Origin of the sequence: Haloarcula marina (assembly GCF_024218775.1) — an archaeon.
Classification (GTDB): domain Archaea; phylum Halobacteriota; class Halobacteria; order Halobacteriales; family Haloarculaceae; genus Haloarcula; species Haloarcula marina.
On sequence record NZ_CP100404.1, the window covers coordinates 109,423 to 126,576 of the forward strand.

The 17,154-nt window shown below is 67.6% G+C and carries 20 protein-coding genes and 1 tRNA gene; 10 read left to right on the forward strand and 11 right to left on the reverse strand.

The window, feature by feature from the left end; all coding sequences use genetic code 11:
- Window positions 1–51: 51 nt before the first annotated feature.
- Window positions 52–1,485 (forward strand): carotenoid oxygenase family protein, encoded by a 1,434-nt coding sequence (locus NJQ44_RS00590; protein ID WP_254272743.1) that lies wholly within the window; start codon window positions 52–54, stop codon window positions 1,483–1,485.
- Window positions 1,486–1,550: 65 nt separating this feature from the next.
- Window positions 1,551–2,003 carry a DUF5814 domain-containing protein gene (locus tag NJQ44_RS00595; protein ID WP_254272744.1) on the forward strand — a complete coding sequence of 151 codons (453 nt, stop codon included), beginning with the start codon at window positions 1,551–1,553 and terminating at the stop codon, window positions 2,001–2,003.
- A gap of 3 nt (window positions 2,004–2,006) precedes the next feature.
- Here NJQ44_RS00595 and NJQ44_RS00600 read toward each other — a convergent pair whose 3' ends face one another.
- Entirely contained in the window at window positions 2,007–2,438 is a 432-nt protein-coding gene (locus NJQ44_RS00600; RefSeq protein ID WP_254272745.1) for a DUF8146 domain-containing protein, read from the reverse strand.
- A 126-nt stretch (window positions 2,439–2,564) separates the two neighbouring features.
- Here NJQ44_RS00600 and NJQ44_RS00605 point away from each other — a divergent pair, with 126 nt between their 5' ends.
- Window positions 2,565–2,981 carry a VOC family protein gene (locus tag NJQ44_RS00605; protein WP_254272746.1) on the forward strand — a complete coding sequence of 139 codons (417 nt, stop codon included), beginning with the start codon at window positions 2,565–2,567 and terminating at the stop codon, window positions 2,979–2,981.
- 28 nt (window positions 2,982–3,009) lie between these two features.
- Here NJQ44_RS00605 and NJQ44_RS00610 read toward each other — a convergent pair whose 3' ends face one another.
- Window positions 3,010–3,618, reverse strand: a complete 609-nt coding sequence (locus tag NJQ44_RS00610) for an RPA family protein (protein WP_254272747.1) — start codon at window positions 3,616–3,618, stop codon at window positions 3,010–3,012.
- Window positions 3,619–4,557: a replication factor A gene (locus NJQ44_RS00615; protein WP_254272748.1), complete on the reverse strand. Its 939-nt coding sequence runs from the start codon at window positions 4,555–4,557 to the stop codon at window positions 3,619–3,621. It abuts the gene before it with no gap.
- Between the two features lie 281 nt (window positions 4,558–4,838).
- On the opposite strand from NJQ44_RS00615, the gene NJQ44_RS00620 reads away from it, so the two are divergent.
- Both NJQ44_RS00620 and NJQ44_RS00625 read left to right on the forward strand, forming a co-directional pair.
- Window positions 4,839–5,135 (forward strand): DUF7091 family protein, encoded by a 297-nt coding sequence (locus NJQ44_RS00620; RefSeq protein WP_254272749.1) that lies wholly within the window; start codon window positions 4,839–4,841, stop codon window positions 5,133–5,135.
- 246 nt (window positions 5,136–5,381) lie between these two features.
- Window positions 5,382–5,615, forward strand: a complete 234-nt coding sequence (locus NJQ44_RS00625; protein WP_254272750.1) for a hypothetical protein — start codon at window positions 5,382–5,384, stop codon at window positions 5,613–5,615.
- On the opposite strand, the gene NJQ44_RS00630 is transcribed toward NJQ44_RS00625, so the two are convergent.
- A complete protein-coding gene (locus NJQ44_RS00630; protein WP_254272751.1) occupies window positions 5,612–6,394 on the reverse strand; it encodes an SDR family oxidoreductase in 783 nt (260 codons plus the stop codon). The genes NJQ44_RS00625 and NJQ44_RS00630 overlap by 4 nt on opposite strands.
- A gap of 37 nt (window positions 6,395–6,431) precedes the next feature.
- Window positions 6,432–6,881, reverse strand: coding sequence for a TRAM domain-containing protein (locus NJQ44_RS00635; protein WP_254272019.1), 450 nt, complete (start codon window positions 6,879–6,881; stop codon window positions 6,432–6,434).
- Between the two features lie 141 nt (window positions 6,882–7,022).
- Here NJQ44_RS00635 and NJQ44_RS00640 point away from each other — a divergent pair, with 141 nt between their 5' ends.
- The gene (locus NJQ44_RS00640; RefSeq protein ID WP_254272752.1) at window positions 7,023–8,495 is read left to right on the forward strand and encodes a M61 metallopeptidase family protein; all 1,473 of its coding nucleotides are present in this window, start codon (window positions 7,023–7,025) and stop codon (window positions 8,493–8,495) included.
- Between the two features lie 145 nt (window positions 8,496–8,640).
- On the forward strand, window positions 8,641–10,209 hold the full coding sequence (locus tag NJQ44_RS00645) for a globin-coupled sensor protein (protein ID WP_254272753.1): 1,569 nt from the start codon (window positions 8,641–8,643) through the stop codon (window positions 10,207–10,209).
- A gap of 31 nt (window positions 10,210–10,240) precedes the next feature.
- On the opposite strand, the gene NJQ44_RS00650 is transcribed toward NJQ44_RS00645, so the two are convergent.
- The 4 genes from NJQ44_RS00650 to NJQ44_RS00665 form a co-directional block, all read right to left on the reverse strand.
- Window positions 10,241–10,315: transfer RNA gene (locus NJQ44_RS00650), tRNA-Arg, on the reverse strand.
- 45 nt (window positions 10,316–10,360) lie between these two features.
- Window positions 10,361–10,657, reverse strand: a complete 297-nt coding sequence (locus NJQ44_RS00655) for a hypothetical protein (RefSeq protein ID WP_254272754.1) — start codon at window positions 10,655–10,657, stop codon at window positions 10,361–10,363.
- Window positions 10,657–11,757, reverse strand: coding sequence for a DUF373 family protein (locus tag NJQ44_RS00660; RefSeq protein WP_254272755.1), 1,101 nt, complete (start codon window positions 11,755–11,757; stop codon window positions 10,657–10,659). The genes NJQ44_RS00655 and NJQ44_RS00660 overlap by 1 nt, the downstream gene beginning before the upstream one ends.
- A gap of 120 nt (window positions 11,758–11,877) precedes the next feature.
- Window positions 11,878–13,200, reverse strand: coding sequence for an MFS transporter (locus NJQ44_RS00665; RefSeq protein ID WP_254272756.1), 1,323 nt, complete (start codon window positions 13,198–13,200; stop codon window positions 11,878–11,880).
- Window positions 13,201–13,322: 122 nt separating this feature from the next.
- Between NJQ44_RS00665 and NJQ44_RS00670 the strand changes: the two genes are divergently transcribed.
- Window positions 13,323–14,351, forward strand: a complete 1,029-nt coding sequence (locus NJQ44_RS00670; protein ID WP_254272757.1) for a radical SAM protein — start codon at window positions 13,323–13,325, stop codon at window positions 14,349–14,351.
- Window positions 14,352–14,679: 328 nt separating this feature from the next.
- Window positions 14,680–15,543 carry a cupredoxin domain-containing protein gene (locus NJQ44_RS00675; protein WP_254272758.1) on the forward strand — a complete coding sequence of 288 codons (864 nt, stop codon included), beginning with the start codon at window positions 14,680–14,682 and terminating at the stop codon, window positions 15,541–15,543.
- 10 nt (window positions 15,544–15,553) lie between these two features.
- Here NJQ44_RS00675 and NJQ44_RS00680 read toward each other — a convergent pair whose 3' ends face one another.
- Complete coding sequence (locus tag NJQ44_RS00680) at window positions 15,554–15,919, reverse strand: DUF7347 domain-containing protein (RefSeq protein ID WP_254272759.1); 366 nt, start codon at window positions 15,917–15,919, stop codon at window positions 15,554–15,556.
- 45 nt (window positions 15,920–15,964) lie between these two features.
- Here NJQ44_RS00680 and NJQ44_RS00685 point away from each other — a divergent pair, with 45 nt between their 5' ends.
- The gene (locus NJQ44_RS00685) at window positions 15,965–16,807 is read left to right on the forward strand and encodes a DUF1109 domain-containing protein (RefSeq protein WP_254272760.1); all 843 of its coding nucleotides are present in this window, start codon (window positions 15,965–15,967) and stop codon (window positions 16,805–16,807) included.
- Here the strand turns inward: NJQ44_RS00685 and NJQ44_RS00690 are convergent, their stop codons facing one another.
- Window positions 16,808–17,131, reverse strand: a complete 324-nt coding sequence (locus NJQ44_RS00690; protein ID WP_254272761.1) for a DUF7577 domain-containing protein — start codon at window positions 17,129–17,131, stop codon at window positions 16,808–16,810.
- Window positions 17,132–17,154: the final 23 nt, after the last annotated feature.

Sequence of the window (17,154 nt, forward strand, 5' to 3'; positions counted from 1 at the left end):
CGCGGGGGTCGAGCCCAGCACCGATTAGGTCGTGTGGCCCCTTCGATAGCTATGGCCGAGCATCCGGGCTTTCACTCGCTGCACGAGGAGACGAGCGCGTCGCTGTCGGTCGACGGCACGCTCCCGCCGTGGTTGACCGGCAGTCTCGTTCGGAACGGGCCGGGGGCCTTTTCCTTTCCCGAGGGGAGTGCAGTCGACCACTGGTTCGACGGGCTGGCGATGGTGACCCGGTTCACGTTCGACCCCCGCCGGGAGCGCGTCCACTACCGCAATCGCTTCCTGCGCACCGAGGCCTACGAGGCGGCCCGCAGCGGCGAGTTCGACGGCGGGTTCGCGACGGGCGAGACGACGCTGCGCTCCCGACTCGCCACGTTCCTCTCGCGGCCCTACGACAACACCAACATCGTCGTCGAGCGCGTCGGCGACCGCTTTCTCGCGCTCACGGAGTCGCCCCGCTGGGTCGAACTCGACCCGGTGACGCTGGCGACGACGGGCCACGTCCAGTACGACGACGACGCGCCTACGGGCCACCTCACCTGTGCCCACCTGAAACGGGACCCAGCGACCGGGACGCTGGTCAACGTCGCCACCGAGTTCGGGCGGCCGAGTCGGTATCACGTCTACGCGATGGACGGCCCCGAGGAGCGAACGCACGTCGGGAGCGTCCCGACCGAGAAACCCGCGTACATGCACAGTTTCGCGTTGACGCCGCGCTACGTCGTCCTGACCGAATTCCCGCTCCGACTCGACCCCCGCCGACTACTCAGACCGGGGCGACAGCCACCCTTCATCGAGCAGTTCGAGTGGGAACCCGAGCGCGGGACTCGTATCGTCGTCGTCGACCGCACCACCGGCCGAACGCTCGCGACGCCGACCATGGACCCGATGTTCGGCTTCCACCACGTCAACGCCTTCGAGCGAGCCGGTGGGTCCGAAGTCGTCTTCGACCTCGAAACGGTCCCCGACGCGACCAGCATCGACTCGCTGTATCTCGACCGGCTACGAGACGGCGATTTTGGGACGCTCGCCGCCAAACTGGAGCGGGTCACCGTCACCCTCGACCCGGCCGCCAGCGACGGCGTCGCCTCGACGGACCGTCGGACGCTCGCCGACGACGGTATCGCGCTGCCGACCGTCTCGCCCGACCGGTGGTGTCGCTCTCACCGCTACGTCTACGCGATGGCGATGGACCAGCCAGTCACCGAGTGGGCGCGCGGCGTCCGGAAAGTCGACGTGGAGTCGGGCGACGTGACCACCCACCGCGACGGCGCGGACTACTTCGGCGAACCGATATTCGTCCCCGACCCCGACGGGGACGGCGAGGACGACGGCGTCGTGGTGACCGTGGGACTCGACGCCGACGCCTCCCGACTGCTCGTCCTCGACGGAGCGACGTTGGAGACGCGCGCCCGAATCGACCTCCCGCATCGACTGCCGTTCGACTTCCACGGCCGGTACTTCCCCGAGGTTCGAGCGACGGGGTGAGACGGGCGGTGGGTGTCGCCGTTCCGAGACGTTTTAGACGCCCAAGCCCCTCTCCGCTAGCACGCGTGGCCATCACGGACAAGATATACGTCAAGAACCACCGCCAACTCGCCTCCCAGTTGGAGACGAGTTTCCCGAAAGGCGCGTTCAAGGGCGCGACGCTCGACATCCTCTTTCAGGGCGAGGGGCTGGCGAAACTCGACGACGCCTCCCGCGAGCGGGTGCTGGACTTCGCGGAGGACTTCATGGACTGTGACTGTCAGGCCGCCCCGCACTGTGGCTGTCCCGAGCGGAAGTTCGTCGCGTACCTGCTGGAACTGCGCGAACAGGGCCTCGGCCCGGACGCCATCGTGGACGTGATGACCGACGAGTACATGCTGTACGCCTACCCCGGCGACGTGCTCTCCTTCCTCGACAACTCGGTCCGAACGCTGGAAGCAGTCGAGACGCTGGCCGACGTGGACGGCCGGGACGACGTGGCAGAAGAAGTTCAGCGGCGGCGAAACCGCCTGATGTAGAACCTACAGGTCGTCGAAACTACCGATGCGGTAGGAGGCGTCCTCTTCCTCGCCTTCGTCTAAGTCCTCGAGGTGGATGACCTCGTCTTGGTCCATCTCGTCGAGTTGCTGGCGTAGTTTCGTCACGTAGCGCTTGTGTTCTTCCAGTTGCTCGCGGAGGTGCTCGGCTTCGAGTTCGAGGCGTTCGTGCTCCCGGACGAAGCTCTTGGGCACTTCGACTTTCGGCGGGAAGCTTTCGCTGCTGGACTCCTTGGTCGCCGCCTCCAGTTCGTGGTCCGGCGCGACGGTCACCTGCCCGTCGTGGGCCACCAGCGTGTCGACGTAGTCGCGGAAGACCGCGGAGAGGGAGATGTCGCGCTCCTCCGCGATTTCGCGAAGCGTCTCGAACTTGTCTTCGCTGACGCGGAAGGAGATGGTCTTGTTTTTGTTCCCCATGCGTGTGTCACATTCATCGCTCCTCGTATTTATTACTTCGTCAGACGCTAGCACGCGCTCTCGACGGGCGAAAGAAACCCGTTCGGAGAGCGAAGCCGTTTAGCCCGCCCCGCCCCGGTCACCGATATGGACGCGACCGCACATCACTACGCCGTCACCGTCAGCGACCTCGAACGGGCCGTCGAGTTCTACCGCGACGTGCTCGGACTCGACGTGCTGTCTCGCTTCGCCGTCGGCGGCGAGGCCTTCGCCACCGGCGTCGGCGTCGACGGCGCGAGCGCCGACTTCGCCCATCTGGACGCGGGCGGCGCGCGAATCGAACTCGTCGAGTACGCGCCCGAGGGCGACGCCGTCGCCGAGAGCGACCTGAACCGACCGGGAGCGACCCATCTGGGCCTCGAAGTCGAGGACTTGGACGCCGTCTACGAAGGGCTACCCGACGACGTGGAGACGCTGGCCGCGCCACAGACCACCGAGAGCGGCACGCGAATTCTGTTCGTCCGGGACCCGGAGGGCACGCTGGTCGAACTGCTGGAGACGTGACCGCGAAAATCGAACCGGACGCGCCTACTCAGGCGCTGGCTTCGGCCTGCTCGTCTTGCAGACTCTCTAACGCGCCGAGGACGCCCTGTTTGTACCGCTCGACGTCGTCACCGTAGTGCTCGTAGGCCATCGCGACGTACTCGTTCGTCGCCGGGTCCTCCGGGTCCGATTCGGTGAATCGACGGATGCGGTCGAGGGTGCGCTCGGCCGTCTCGGCGACCCAGCGGTCCCGGGTGGCCTCGTCCACCTTCGAGATGGACTCCGGTCGGATGGAGACGTTCACGTCGCCCTCCTCGGTCTCGTAGGTGCGCGGTTTGCCGACGACGGCGACGTACGCCGGTGGCTCCAGTTCGCGCAGCATCGAGGCGGCGTCGGGCTGGTACTGCCCGGCGTACATGAAGAACGTGTCGCCGTTGGGGTCGACGACCCGCCCCTGCCAGTACTCGCTGTCCTCGCCGACGTCCTCCGTCTCGGTCAGCGTCCCGACGAGGAACACGCGGTTTGCGCGTTCGCCCGTCGGCAGGAGGGCGTAGCGCGGTGCGCGCTCGTCGTCCGATTCCTGGAACGTGTAACTCGCATCGTTGAACTCGCGGGCGAAGACGCGCTGGGCGACTTCGCGGGTGGGGGTGCTCGCCATTTATATCGACCTCGCTTTGATGAGTAGTTCGTCCGCGTCCACTGTCCCGGTCAGTCGCTCCTGTTCGTCCGCGAGGACGTACCGGCCGAACGTCGGCCCGGTCACCCTGTAGTAGCGGCCGAGGATGTCCTTGCGCATCTCGTCGGCGACCACCGTCGTATCGAGGGCGTCCATCGCCATCTCCTTGGCCTCTTCGAGGGAGATGCCGGTCAACTGCTCGGTGGCTTCCTCGTCGAAGATGACCTCGATGACTTCCTCGCCGTCGTCGAGAACGCCCTTGATGCGGAGGTCGAACTCGCCTTCGACCTCGCCGTGTTCGCTACAGCGGCCGTTCTGGAGGACGCGCGTGCAGTCGTCTTCGGGACACCGTTTGATGAGGCCCGACCCGGACTGGATGTCGACGAGTGCGCCCTCGACTTCGACGCTGTCGTCGCCGACCTCTATCTCCTCGTCGAGTTCCTCGATGGTCGTCGTCCGGTTGAGTTTTACCGAGAACCGGCCCTGATACTCGTCGGTGACGACGTTGCGCAGGGCGTAGGACTTCCCCTCCTCGAGTTCGGGGAGGTCGGACTTCGACCACTTGGTGAACTTGATGGTGCCCGTCTCGTCGCCGAGCAGTCCGACCTGCGCGACGGCATCGGCGCGCGGGTCCCACAGTTCGACGACGGTGACGCGCATGTCGACCCACTCCTCGGGGGCGTCGACGTCCGAGACCGTCACCTGTTCGTTGCCGCCACCGCCGCTCAACTGGTCGCGGTCCATGCCCGCCTCGTCGAGGTACGTGTTGGTGACGCTCCGGCGCGCCTCGGTGAGGGGGACCTTGTATTCGTCGACCAGCGTTTCGAGGCGCTCCTCGACGTCGTCGACCGTGAGGTCTAACTGGTCGGAAAACTGCTCGTGTATCTCTTCGGCGTGGGTACGCAAATCTGTCTCGCTCATGTGCTTTCACTGTCTCCGCCTGTTTTTCGATGGGAGACAATCGACGGTTGGTCCCCTTCGTCTATAAACCCTCCCCCACCGCGGTGAAAGTGAACCGGAACGCTCGGACCGTCGCCGGACCGCGAGTGGTCGAAAAAGTGCCTTACCGCCGCCCGCACGCGTTGATACCGCGGTAATCCGATGCTACCGACCGCCGGGCGGGTGCTGTCGCCAGTCGACGGCGGGACAGTCGCCGAACGCTCGCGAGAAGATTGATTTGCCGTCGCCCGTTAGGGGCGGACATGAGCGACGGCGACGACCGAGGCGACCGACTCGGGCGGTTTATCGAGGGAGCGCTCCGCTCGGTCGGCGACCAACTGTCGGAAGCCAAACGGGCCTACAGCGACGGCAAGCGGGCCGCGCTGGCGGGCCTCCCGCGCGACGAAGACGGACGGGCGCGGATCGTCTGTCGCCGCCACGCCGAGTACCGGGCCGTCTCGCTGGACCCAGCCTCTCGACCCGACTGTTTCGACCCCGACCACCCTGACTGTCAGGGGTGCGTCGAGGACATCCGCGATGAAACTATCGAGACGTGGTGAGTTGTCCCGCGCCGTTGCAGATGAAATAGAGGGGTGTGAGTGATGACCACGGCACGATACACACCACGTCCGACCGGGGCCGAGACGGTCGTTTTCCGCCGCCATATGCGAATGTGTCCCGTAGACAGCCGCATCGCGTTCCCGAATCGGCGACACTCCGAGCCGCGAAAGGTATATTTCAGCTGGAACGTCGGTCGCCATCCCGACGGGGAAAGGGTAATTACGGCCGCCGCCGACCGAAGGGGTATGGACGGGATAGCCCGGCAGTTCTGGCTGACGGTCCTTCCGCTGCTCGTCGGGTTCTCGGCCGTTGGCCTGCTTGTGCTGGCCGCACTCTTTCCCGAGCAACTGTACGAAGTCGGGAGCGTGGGCTACATCGCGACGGCGGCCCTCGCCCTGGTCTCGCTGGGCGTCTTAGTGTGGCAACTCGCCGCCGGTGGCGGGTCGAGTCGCGACCGATTCCAACCGCCCGGGGGTTAACTTCGCATCGACCCGCCGTCGACCGGGAGCGCCGTCCCGGTGACGTACGACGACCGCGCCGACGAGAGGAAGGCGACCACGTCGCCGAGTTCTTCGGGTTGGCCGACGCGTCCCAGCGGCGCGTCCGACCACGATTCGATGCCCGCCTCGTAGGAGTCGTACTCGCCGCGTTCGACGGCGGCGTCGACCAGTTCCTCGATGCGCGGCGTCTCGTGTGCGCCCGGGAGCACCGCGTTGACCCGGACTTCGGGCGCGAACTCGCGGGCCTGTGTCTTCATCAGGCCGATGACCGCCCGCCGGACGGCGTTCGACAGCACGAGGTCGTCGATGACCTCCCGGACCGACCGGGAGGTGATGTTGACGACGGTCCCGGCCTCGGAGTCGCGCAGGTACGGGTACGCGAACCGCGTGGTCCAGACGACGCTCATCACCAGTACGTCGTAGGCACCGTACCACTCCCGTTCGGTGGTGTCGAGGAAGGACCCGGGTGCGGGGCCGCCCGCACTGGTGACCACGTGGTCGAGGCCGCCGAGTTCCGCGACCGTCTCCTCGACGAACGCTTCCACCTCGTCGCGGTCGGTGATGTCCGCTTCGACCGCGAGTACGTCGCCCTCACCGGCCGCGTCCAGTCGCTCGCGGGCGCCGTCGACGTGGGCGGGCGTCGTCCCGCAGACGGCCACGTCGGCCCCCTCGCGGGCCAGTCGCTCGGCGCTCGCCAGTCCGAGTCCGCTCGTCGCCGCGGTACACAGTGCCACGTTCCCGTCGAGTTCGAGGTCCATACCGACGCCGACGGCCGTCTGCTACAAAAGCGCGGCCCTAACTGCCCCAGAAGTTGTCGCGGCTACCGAGTCGTCGGTTGTCGTCCGCGTCGTCTTCGGCCTCGCCGTCGTCGGCGTCGGCCGCGTCGCTGTCGTCGTCCGCGTCGTCCTCGTCGCGTTCGAGTCGTTCGAGTTCGTCGGCGCGGGCGTGGTTCGACCGGACTTTCGTGATTTTGACGAGCGATTTCGCGGGTGGGAGGACGCCGTCGACCATCACGATAAAGCCGTCTTCCGTGCGGCCGACGCCCGCGCCGCTCTCGTGGATGTCGTCGACTTCGACTTCCACCTCCTGCCCGATTTTCACCGGTTGGCTCTTCAAGTCCGAAATCGGCTGGCTGTAGTGGTTACACCACTCCGCGCCGCCGCGGTCGCCGTAGTGCGTACACCCCATCCCCTCGATGCGTTCGGTGAAACTGGGACACTCGTCGGCGAGCGGACAGTCAGGCATACTGACGCCTACCTCGGCCGCCAGCAAAACGCTTGCGACCGCGCTGAACCCGCGGTAGGCGACGGAAACCGCCGGTTTGGCGGCGCATATTATTAGCGATGAAATGACAACTCATCGGCTACTTCCGAGGTCCCAACTATCATGGACGCCCGCCTCTCGGTGGTGGTACTCTGCCTCGCAGTCCTCGTCAGTGCGTCGACGGCGGGCGCCGCCGGACAGACCACCGACGACGGGACCGCCGAGGCCGACATCGAGGTGCGCTACGTCGTCGACCGACTCCCCGAGCGGACCGGCGTCGTGGAAGTCACCGCCGTCGTCGACGTGCCGGAACAGGTGACCGACCTCTCGGTTCGCCTGCCGAACAACGCCTCGGTGCAAGATGCCGACGGCTTCCGCCCGACGGAGCCCCGTTGGCAGTGGGATTCGGAGACGGAGGGGGAGACGGCCGAACTCACCTACGTCGTCCCGGTCGGCCTGCGAACGGCGTACGGCCAGCGAACGGCCGACACGGACGAGTGGTCGCTTCTCGCCCGGCGGGAGGTCGCGCTTCACGCCCGGTGGCGCTGGCAGCGCGGCACGGACCCGAAGTGGACCGAGCGCATGGTCGTCGCACCCGGACAGTCCGGTGTCGCCGGGTCGACAGCCGCGTATCTCGGCCCCTACGACAGTTTCAGCCGCGAGACGCGGGACGGGACCGTCCGCGTGGTCGTCCCCGAGGCGGCGTCGCTTCGAGCCAATCGGACGCGGATTCTCGACACGGTAGCCAGCGCACAGCGAGCGAGTCGCCTCGGTCCCGACGACGACCGCGTGACGATATTCGCCGCGCCGAACTCCCTCGCGCCCGGCGGCTATACCCCGGCCAACGGCGAACCCGTCGTGATGGTCAACGCGGGCGAACCCGTCGCGACGCCGACGAACGTCTGGGTCCACGAGTACTACCACACCCGACAGACCTACCGGACGACCGCCGAGATGCGGTGGCTCGACGAGGGGAGCGCCGACTACTACGCGGCCCGCTGGACGCTCCAGCAGGGCTACATCGACACTGGCCAGTACCGCAACCGGGTCACCACCGACCGGTACGAGAACGTCGACCTGACCCGCCCCGAGCGGTGGCCGAGCCCCGACGTGCAGTACGACAAGGGAACCCGGGTCGTCGCCGCCATCGACGCCCGCCTGTGGCAGGTGACCGACGGCAACGCCACCTTCGTCGACGTGCTGGCCCGCCTCGAACGCGCCGACGAACCCGTCACACTCGATACGTTCGCCGACGCCGTCTCGGCGGTCGCGGGGGAGGACGTGGACGCGTTCGTCCGAGCGGCCGTCACCGGTCCCGCACCGCCGGTGCCGACCGACACAGCGTACGTGGCGTCGCTGGACGCGGGCGGCCACGACCGCCAGCGCAACGCGACGACCGGAGGTGCGGCCGACCCGGTATCCGGCCTGCCAGACTTCAGCGGCCTCCCCGTGGAGAGCGAACGAGTCGGCGGAGCGGCGGCGATGCTCACCCTCGCAGGCCTCTGGGCGTGTCTACTCGGCGTCTGGGTGCGACTGGGGCGGGTGCTGTGGCGGACCGGGGCGAGGGCGACCCCGCGTCCGCGACGGCCGCGGTAGTCGGGCCTCCGTACGGCCGGTAGTGGGCGACGACAGGCGCGACACGCGGAGTCGCATAGCCCTCCTGTCGGGTGGCCGGACACGACGGTATCACCGCTGATAGACGGGGTGTGAGTATAAGTATTCGAATATGTATCTCACAGTTATGACATCGTACGCGGAGGTGTTCGGACAGGGTGGCTTGAACGACCGCGTCGACCCTGACGCGTTGCTCACCGATATCGGCCTCGACCGCGCGGAGATAGCGTGGCGCAAGGACTTCGTCGACTTCGACGAGGACGACGTAGCCAGACTCGACGGACTCCGAACACTGTTCGAAGCCAACGCCGAGGAGATAGGCGACCGCTTCTACGAGAACCTCACGCAGTACGACCAGACCGTCGAGGTACTCGGTCGGTCGCCGAAGGCCGTCGACGCGCTCAAACAGACCCAAGAGGCGTACTTCGCGACGCTCGCCGGCGGCGAGTACGGCGAGGAGTACTTCCGGAACCGCGCCCGTATCGGCAAACTCCACGACGTCCTCGACATGCCGATGAAACACTACATCGGCCAGTACGGGGTGTACTACGACCTCGTCCTCCCGCTGTTGACCGACCGGGCGAGCGACCGCATCCACGACCGCGTGGCGACGGCGCTGAACGGGGCGGCCACCGACGGTGGTGTCGCGGCCGACGCGACGGCAGACGGCGACGAGACCCTCGACGCGGTCCAGACGGCCGTCGACGAGGAACTCGCGGACCTCCGTGCGGACATCAGCGCGGTCCTGCGCATCATCAACCTCGACATGCAGGTGGTCGCGGACACCTACATCCACTCCTACAGCCAGCAGTTGTCCGCGGAGGTCGACCGCCGGGAACGGTTGGCCGCCGAAGTCGAGTCGGACCTCGAAGCGCCGATGACCGAACTCCGCCGCTCGGCCGACAGCGTCGCCGACTCCTCCCAGCAAATCGCCGACCTGACCACCGAGCAGTCCAAACGCGTCCAGTCCATCGCCAGCGAAGTCTCGAACATGAGCGCCACCGTCGAGGAGGTGGCCGCCAGCGCCTCCGAAGTCGAGCGCAACAGCGAGGACGCCCAAAGCCTCGCCGAAGACGGCCAAGACGCCGCCGACGAGGCGATGGCCGTCATGGACGACGTGGGCGACGCCGTCGACGGCGTGGCCGACGACGTGGACGAACTCCAAGACAGAGTCGGCGAAATCGACGCCGTCGTGGAAGTCATCAACGACATCGCCGAGCAGACCAACATCCTCGCGCTGAACGCCTCCATCGAGGCCGCCCGCGCCGGTGAGGCCGGGTCCGGGTTCGCCGTCGTCGCAGACGAGGTCAAGAGCCTCGCCGGAGAATCGAAAGAGCGCGCCCAAGAGATAGAGGCGCTCGTGGCCGCCATCGAGGCCGACACCGAGGACACCGTCGACAGTCTGGCCGAGACCACGAGACAAATCGAACGTGGCTTCGAACGCGTCGGCGAGGCCATGCAACTGCTGGACGACATCGCCAGCGCCGTCGAAGAGACGGCCACCGGGATTCGGGAAGTCTCCGAAGCCACCGACGACCAAGCCGCCAGCACCGAGGAAGTCGCCAGCATGCTCGACGAACTCGTCGCCCAGGCCGACACCGTCGCCGCCGAAGTCGAGCAAATCGCCGCCGCCAACGAGCAACAGGCCGCCACCATGGACGAGGTGGCACAGAACGTCCGCCGACTGACGGAGTAAGGAGGGGACACGAGAACGCCCGACGGCGTCACGGGCACGGTGGGATTCGAACCCACGACCGTCGGATTAGAAGTCCGACGCTCTATCCGGACTGAGCTACGTGCCCTCACCCGTAGGTCGGCGGGCACTCTCAAAAGCCGTGTGGAATGGATTAGCCGTCGAACGCGACGTCCTCGTCGGTGGCGTCGGCGGTGGTGATGGCGATGGCGTCGGTGGTCTCGACGGCGGTCAGGCCGTCGATGGCGCAGACGGCGTCGACGCGGTCGTGGGGAACCGAGATAGCGAGGTCGTCGAACTGGAGGTAGCGCTCGACGGTCCCGCCGGCGTCCGCGACGGCGGCGGCGACGGCCTCGGTGTCGGCGTCGTCGGCGGTGGTCAACGCGAGGGCGACGGATTCGCCGTCCATCGGGTCGGCGCGGATGCTCTCGACGGCGCGGGAGACGTACATCACTCCGAGGAGGGGCCGCCGGGGCCTTGGTTGTGCCGTTCGGCGGTCTCCAGTCGGGACTCGGCGACGGCGAACGCGAGGGTGCTGGCGAGTCCGAGCAGAGTCCCGCCGGTGAGAATGACGGCGAGGTACTCCAGGCTCTGGAGGCCGAGGAAGAACGCGCTCAGGCCGTGGAGGACGCCGCCGATAGCGAGGACGTAGAAGGGGGCGTTGAGGTAGCGCCACTCGAAGGTGTCTTGCAGGTACTCGTCGGTGACGCGACCCAGACTAGAGGTGATGCCCGCCGCGGCGAACCACTGGACCGCCCCGTAGACGAGCGCGGCCATCACTTCGACGGGCGAGCGGGGGGTCGGCTGGGCTTCGAGCGTGGCGACGCCGCTGACGCCGCCGATGGCGAGGAGGGCGGCGGCGACGACGTAGGTGATGATGGTCACGCGTCCGGCGTACAGGCTCGAGGTGACGCTGTCGGCGGCCTCGTCGAGGAGTTGTTCGGCCCCGAGGCCCCGAGCGAGGACGTACAGCCCCAAGAGGCCGGAGATGATGCCCAGTGCCGACCCGGGCAGACCGAGCGAATCGACGGCGATGGTCAGCGGGTAGATGAGCAACAGAATCCCGAGCGGAACGAGGAGCGTCCCCCGCGTCTCGGGGTCGTCGAGCACCTGTTTGATGGTGTAGTACATCGACTCCAAGTCTTGGGCCTGCCGGACGACGACGCGGCGGACCCCGTCGATGCGGATGCGCGAGCGGATGACCGGGACGACGGACTCGTCCTGTGCGCCGTCGGTGACGACCAGCGCGCGCACGTCCTCGCTGGCGGTCAGCGACGCCAGCACGGTGTCGACCTCCTCGCCGACGGCGCGGTTGGCGGCCACGTCGCCCGCGTCGACGCCGGTGACGGCGGCGACTTCCACGGGTTCGTCGTCGATGGCGTCGGCGATGTGGACCCCCTCGAAGAGGACGTTCACGTCGGAGTCCTCCGGGTCGGCCTGCGCGAGGGCGACGGCGGCGTCGACGACGTTCTCCCGGCCGATGACCGGCGTCTGCACGTCGGTCTTGCGGCCGAGGTCGTCGTCCAGGTCCACACACAGCACCAGCAGCATTGGCTGACGGTACGCCAGCGGCGTTTAACTGTCTTCGGGCCTCGCCGTCCCCGGGAAATCTCTGATTCGGGGGCGGCGCCGTCCGCTCCGAGAAACGGGATACGTGTTCCCTCGAGCCATCTATCTGACGTGGCCCGGGTCCGCCGGGCGCGGTTCCGGTGGGTCCTCCGTCGGGCCGAGGCGGGCGACGAGGGCGGCGACCGGGAGCAACAGGAGACTGCCGACGACGAACGGCGACCAGTAGCCGACGACGGCGTAGAGGCCGCCCATCACCGGCGGACCGACCGTGCGGGCGAGGCTTCCCGCTCCCTGCGTGATGCCGAAGGCGCTCCCCTGCACGTCGGCGCTGGCGCGCTGGGAGACGAGCGCCGTCAGCGTCACCGAGAGGACGCCGTTGCCGACCGGGAGCAGGGTCAGGACGGCCAGCAACCCCAGCAGGTCGCTCGTCAGGAACGGGGCGACGGCGGTGAGGTCCGGAAACAGCGCTCCGAGGGACTTCGAGAACGGGAGCAGGCCCACACTGAGGACGAGCAGGGCGGTCCCGGCGAGCGAGAGCGGTATCGGCGCGTAGCGCGCGGTCAACCGACCGACGAGGATTCCTTGCGTGAGGACGGCGAGGACACCGATATAGGTCAACAGGAGCGCGCTCTGGGCGGCCGTGTAGCCGTAGATGTCCGCGACGTAGGGGATGAACATTATCTGGACGCCGGAGAACGCGAAGGAGACGAGGAAGAACGCGCCGAGCAGTTCCCGCAGGCCCGGCGCGCGGACGGCGGCCAGCAGTTGCGCCGTCGCCGAGGGGCGGTCGGTCGCCGTCTCCGCAGGGCCGACGGTCCGGGATTCCGGGAGAAAGAGGAGCGCCACGACGACGCCACAGAGGCTGGCGAACGCGGCGGCGAAACTCGGGAGCGAGAAGCGCGTTATCGGGACGGCCGCCGGGAGCGCCGCGTCGACGGCGGCGACGGTGGCGTCGAACGAGAGGACGGCCCCGAGACCCGGCCCGAAGATGAAACCGAGCCCGAACGCCGCGCCGACGAATCCGAGCGCGGCGGCCCGGCGCTCCGGCGGCGTCACGTCCGCGACGTACGCCTGGGCCGTCGAGAGGTTCCCGCCCATCGCGCCCGCGAGCATCCGCGAGGCGAACAGCACCCAGAGCGCGTCGGCCAGGCCGAAGACGGTCCACGCGAGGACGGACCCACAGAGCGAGAGGACGAGGACGGGGCGTCGGCCCGCCCGGTCCGAGAGCGACCCCAACAGCGGCGCGAAGACGAACTGCATCGCCGAGTACGAGGCCGCCAGCAGGCCGATGACGAACTCGGTCCCGCCGGGAAACGACCGCGTGTAGAACGGGAGGATGGGGATGACGATACCGAACCCCAGCAAGTCGAGGAAGACGACGGCGAGGACGATAGCGAGGCCGCGACGGCGGCCAGCGTCGGACATGGCAGGGAGTGAGAGCGGAGACGAAATAAGGAACGGGGCCTGTCCCAGTCCATGCCGACACACACCACGGCCGGTGTGATGCGCACGCTTTTTCCCGCTGGACGCGATTCTAGCCGTACACGATGATTTCCGAGGGCTGCGAACAGTGCGCCAAGGGCGGCAAGATGGTGCTGTTCGTCTACGGCTACTGCGACCAGCGAGACTGCTTCTACTGTCCCCTCGGAGAGAACCGCAAGAACGTCACCCAGATGTACGCCAACGAGCGCCCCGTCGAGTCCGATTCGGACGTCATCGAGGAGGCCAAACGGATGAGCGCGCTCGGCACGTCCATCACGGGCGGCGAACCACAGGAGGCCTTAGACCGGACCTGTCACTATCTGGAACTGCTGAAAGACGAGTTCGGCGAGGACCACCACACGCACCTCTACACCGGTATCACCGGCGGCCGCGAGAACATGCGACGGCTCAGCGAGGCCGGACTCGACGAGATTCGGTTCCACCCGCCGCTGGAGCTGTGGGGTGACCTCCACGGCACGGAGTGGGAGGACATCCTCTACATCGCCCGCGAGGAGGGGCTGACCCCCGCCTTCGAGATTCCGGGCATTCGCGCCGAGGAGGAGTTTCTGGAGTTCTTGGACGAAGGCGCGGCCGACTTCTGTAACATCAACGAGTTCGAGATGTCCGACGGGAACTACCGCCGGATGCAGGAGGAGGGCTTCGAACTCAAAGAGGACCACATGAGCGCCGTCGAAGGCTCCCACGACATCCTCGAACGGATGGGCGACCACGAGAAGGTGTACTTCTGTACGAGCGTGTTCAAGGACGCCGCCCAGCACCGCTCGCGCCTGAAGCGGATGGCCCGCAACATCCGCCGGGAGTTCGACGACGTGACCGAGGACGGCACGCTCGTCTACGGGAAGGCGTGGGTCGGCGAGGAGCGACTCGTCGAACTCGGCGTCCCCGAGGAGTTCTACGCGGTCAAGTCCGACCACGTCGAACTGGCGTGGTGGCTCTTAGAGGAGATGGTCGAGGAGGGCGACGTACCCAAGGGCGAACTCGTCGAGCAGTACCCGACCTACGACGGGACGGTGGTCGAGCGGACGCCGCTGTCTGGCGGGACGAGTGGTGGACGCGTCACGGCCGACGACTGAATCCCGCGAGCAAAGCGAGCGGGTTTTTTGGTCCAGATTTTTCGAGGAGCCCTCCCGCAGTGAGCTGTCGGCTCACGAGGAAGGGTGACGCGGAAAAAGGTGGGATGCGGACGGTGGTCGAGCGGACGCCGCTGTCTGGCGGGACGAGTGGTGGACGCGTCACGGCCGACGACTGAATCCCGCGAGCGTAGTCCCATGTGGCGGCGTCCGGTCGGTCGGCGGGTGACTAGCGAACTGGATGTGACCGAGGAGTACACGAACCGAGTGCGTAGCGGACTGGCGAACGTATGCAGAACATAGCAATCCGTCGCCCGTTCGAGCCGTCTGTATGGTGACCCACGCACCGGGAGTCTCGCGTCGAGAGGTACTGCTACTCGCTGCTGGCGTCCCGATAGCCGGGTGTACGGGCCTGTCGTCGTCGGGGCAAGCCGGGACTACCGGGCAGGCGAACCAGCAATCGCCCACCGAAACCGGAACCGAAGACGACCAAGCGGAGTCGACCACCGGGGAGACGGTGCGAGCGTTCGTCGGGTCGTATCACTGGGGATACTTCGTGCTGGACGCCGACGGGACCGAACGGGACCAGCTATCGCTGACGAACGGTGACGAACTGCGCCTCACGCTGTTCAGCGTCGAGGCCGACGACGCCGTCGCGGCGCTTCCGCAGGCAGTCCGAAACGGCATCCCTGACTCGGCGGAGCGAGCGCGGCGAAACGAGCAGTCGATTCCGACGCCGCAAGGCACGTCGCTCGAAACGCTACACGAGGCCGCCGAAGCGGCCTATCCGGACCACAGCCTCGCGCTCGTGTCCGACGAGTTTCTGCGCCCCGGCGGGCCGGGACAGGGCGGCCCGGGGCAGGGCGGCCCGGGGCAGGGTCCCAGACAGGGGCCGCAGGGCTCGTGGGCCGGGCATCACGGCCCCCACGGCGGGCCGTCTGGTCCGTACGGCCCCGGTTCCGGACAGGGAGGCGGCGGGATGTACGGCCCCGGGAGCGGGGGTGGCGGCTGCTGGGGACCCGCGTTCGGCACGCTCGCGCCGACGACGTACCTGTGGCATCATTCGACGGTGCCCGCAGAACTCGGCTTCGTCGTCGACACCGCGGGGTCGTTCGGCTTCGCGTGTACGGTCTACTGTGGGTACGGCCACCCGTACATGGCGGAACCCGGGCGAGTCGTCGTCAGCGAGGAGTGACCCAGTCGGATTAGCGTGACCCCTGCGCTGGCGGCGTTGTCTCCGTCGCCTCCGACCGGTCGGCCACCAGACCGTCTCGCAGACGGGACGACAGCGCCGTGCGTCCCGGTCGGGCGAGACTGCCGACGGCGAGGGCGACGACTGCGAGCGCCGCGGCGATAGCGAGCGGGGCGGTCAGGAGGCCGACGACGACGGCGTCGCGCAACTCGGAGAACGTCGCCGTGTGGTCGTCGGCCTCCGACAGCGCTCTGAGGATGTCGACCCGAGTCCCGTTCGAGAGGGCAGCGAACGCCTCGTCGGGGTCGGCGGCCTCGGCCAGTCCCACGTCGGTCATGGCCGCTACGTGGAGCGTGGCGACCATAGAGGTGGCGGGCACCGGGATTCATGTCCGTTCGACGAGTGGACCGACGCGAAGCCCTCCATGAACTTCGACATCGACAGCGGCAAACTGCTGTACGCGCTGGGCGTGGTCTTCGCCGCGGCCGCGCTGGTGTACTTCGTCCGCGACGTGGTGTTCGGCCTCTCGATTACGGTGAAAGCTGTCCTGCTGTTCGTCGCCTTCGTCGTGTTCTTCCTCGGCGGCGTCAGCGTCGACCGGGACGTGTTGGACGTGGTGTCGTTCGCACTCGCCGGAGTAGCGTACGTCGTCTTCGTGGGCTACGTCGTCCTGCGGTACGCCCCCGACGAGAGTCGAATATTCATGTTACTCGCCATCTCGGCGGGCCTGTTCGTCACGCTGGGATACCTTCTGCGCGAGCGAAATCTGGAAATTTCCGGGCGGACGGCTACCGCCGTCGTCGTCGCTCTGCTCCTCCTCAGCACCGTGTTGGTCGGGGCCGACGCCCTCGGTGGCGACGTGACCTACGACCTCCAGACGGAGTCCTCGGTGACCGTCGACCCCGCGGGCGACGGGCCGCCGGGCGGATACGTCGAGCGGCAACTGCCGGTCGGGACGCTGACCGCCACGAACGACTTCGTGTTCACGCGGGCACTGTCGTTCCCGCAGTTACGCGGGTGTCTCGTCGGCGTCGAGGACGTGCCCCACAACGACGTGTGGGTGGCCTACGAGTTCCCGAGCTACGAGCGCCCGAGTACCATCGCCGGTGGGACGACCCGGTCGTTCGCCGTCGAGGCGAGCATCCCCGTCGACGTCAACGCGACCGAATCGCGGACCTACGCCATCGAGCGCGGGAGCGACTGTACGGTCGAGCGGGCGTCGCCGACCCTGCTTCTCTCCGTCGAGGACGAGTCGCGCCGGGACTAGTCAGCCGCCCCCGAGTTTGTTGAGACACTGCTGGCAGTAGGTCACGTCCGAGCGGTTGCGCACCCCGCAACTGGGACAGGCGACCGTTCCCTCGGGAACCGGGTCGTCGCCGGTCACCGCCGCCGTGACCGCCGTCGCGTCGAGTCGCCACTCCGACCCCGAGCCCTCCATCCGCTGTGCGCGCTGTTGGGCGCGCTCGATGAGTTCGTCGTCCCGCATCGCTTCCAGGCCGCGCCAGAGGGCCAGGAACAGCAGCGTCGGCGCGACGATGACGAACAGCCCCAAAGCGACCCTGAGAGCCAGCTCCAGCTGGCTGAGTGCCATACCTTCACATGGGGCTGGAGCGA

Bases quoted from the DNA above. Each gene is read 5' to 3' on its own strand.
- NJQ44_RS00675 (WP_254272758.1), top strand. From the start codon at position 14,680: ATGGTGACCCACGCACCGGGAGTCTCGCGTCGAGAGGTACTGCTACTC.
- NJQ44_RS00640 (WP_254272752.1), top strand. From the start codon at position 7,023: ATGGACGCCCGCCTCTCGGTGGTGGTACTCTGCCTCGCAGTCCTCGTC.
- NJQ44_RS00600 (WP_254272745.1), bottom strand. From the start codon at position 2,438: ATGGGGAACAAAAACAAGACCATCTCCTTCCGCGTCAGCGAAGACAAG.
- NJQ44_RS00635 (WP_254272019.1), bottom strand. From the start codon at position 6,881: ATGCCTGACTGTCCGCTCGCCGACGAGTGTCCCAGTTTCACCGAACGC.
- NJQ44_RS00665 (WP_254272756.1), bottom strand. From the start codon at position 13,200: ATGTCCGACGCTGGCCGCCGTCGCGGCCTCGCTATCGTCCTCGCCGTC.
- NJQ44_RS00660 (WP_254272755.1), bottom strand. From the start codon at position 11,757: ATGCTGCTGGTGCTGTGTGTGGACCTGGACGACGACCTCGGCCGCAAG.
- NJQ44_RS00625 (WP_254272750.1), top strand. From the start codon at position 5,382: ATGGACGGGATAGCCCGGCAGTTCTGGCTGACGGTCCTTCCGCTGCTC.
- NJQ44_RS00645 (WP_254272753.1), top strand. From the start codon at position 8,641: ATGACATCGTACGCGGAGGTGTTCGGACAGGGTGGCTTGAACGACCGC.
- NJQ44_RS00605 (WP_254272746.1), top strand. From the start codon at position 2,565: ATGGACGCGACCGCACATCACTACGCCGTCACCGTCAGCGACCTCGAA.
- NJQ44_RS00590 (WP_254272743.1), top strand. From the start codon at position 52: ATGGCCGAGCATCCGGGCTTTCACTCGCTGCACGAGGAGACGAGCGCG.
- NJQ44_RS00620 (WP_254272749.1), top strand. From the start codon at position 4,839: ATGAGCGACGGCGACGACCGAGGCGACCGACTCGGGCGGTTTATCGAG.
- NJQ44_RS00685 (WP_254272760.1), top strand. From the start codon at position 15,965: ATGAACTTCGACATCGACAGCGGCAAACTGCTGTACGCGCTGGGCGTG.
- NJQ44_RS00670 (WP_254272757.1), top strand. From the start codon at position 13,323: ATGATTTCCGAGGGCTGCGAACAGTGCGCCAAGGGCGGCAAGATGGTG.
- NJQ44_RS00615 (WP_254272748.1), bottom strand. From the start codon at position 4,557: ATGAGCGAGACAGATTTGCGTACCCACGCCGAAGAGATACACGAGCAG.
- NJQ44_RS00690 (WP_254272761.1), bottom strand. From the start codon at position 17,131: ATGGCACTCAGCCAGCTGGAGCTGGCTCTCAGGGTCGCTTTGGGGCTG.
- NJQ44_RS00655 (WP_254272754.1), bottom strand. From the start codon at position 10,657: ATGTACGTCTCCCGCGCCGTCGAGAGCATCCGCGCCGACCCGATGGAC.
- NJQ44_RS00610 (WP_254272747.1), bottom strand. From the start codon at position 3,618: ATGGCGAGCACCCCCACCCGCGAAGTCGCCCAGCGCGTCTTCGCCCGC.
- NJQ44_RS00630 (WP_254272751.1), bottom strand. From the start codon at position 6,394: ATGGACCTCGAACTCGACGGGAACGTGGCACTGTGTACCGCGGCGACG.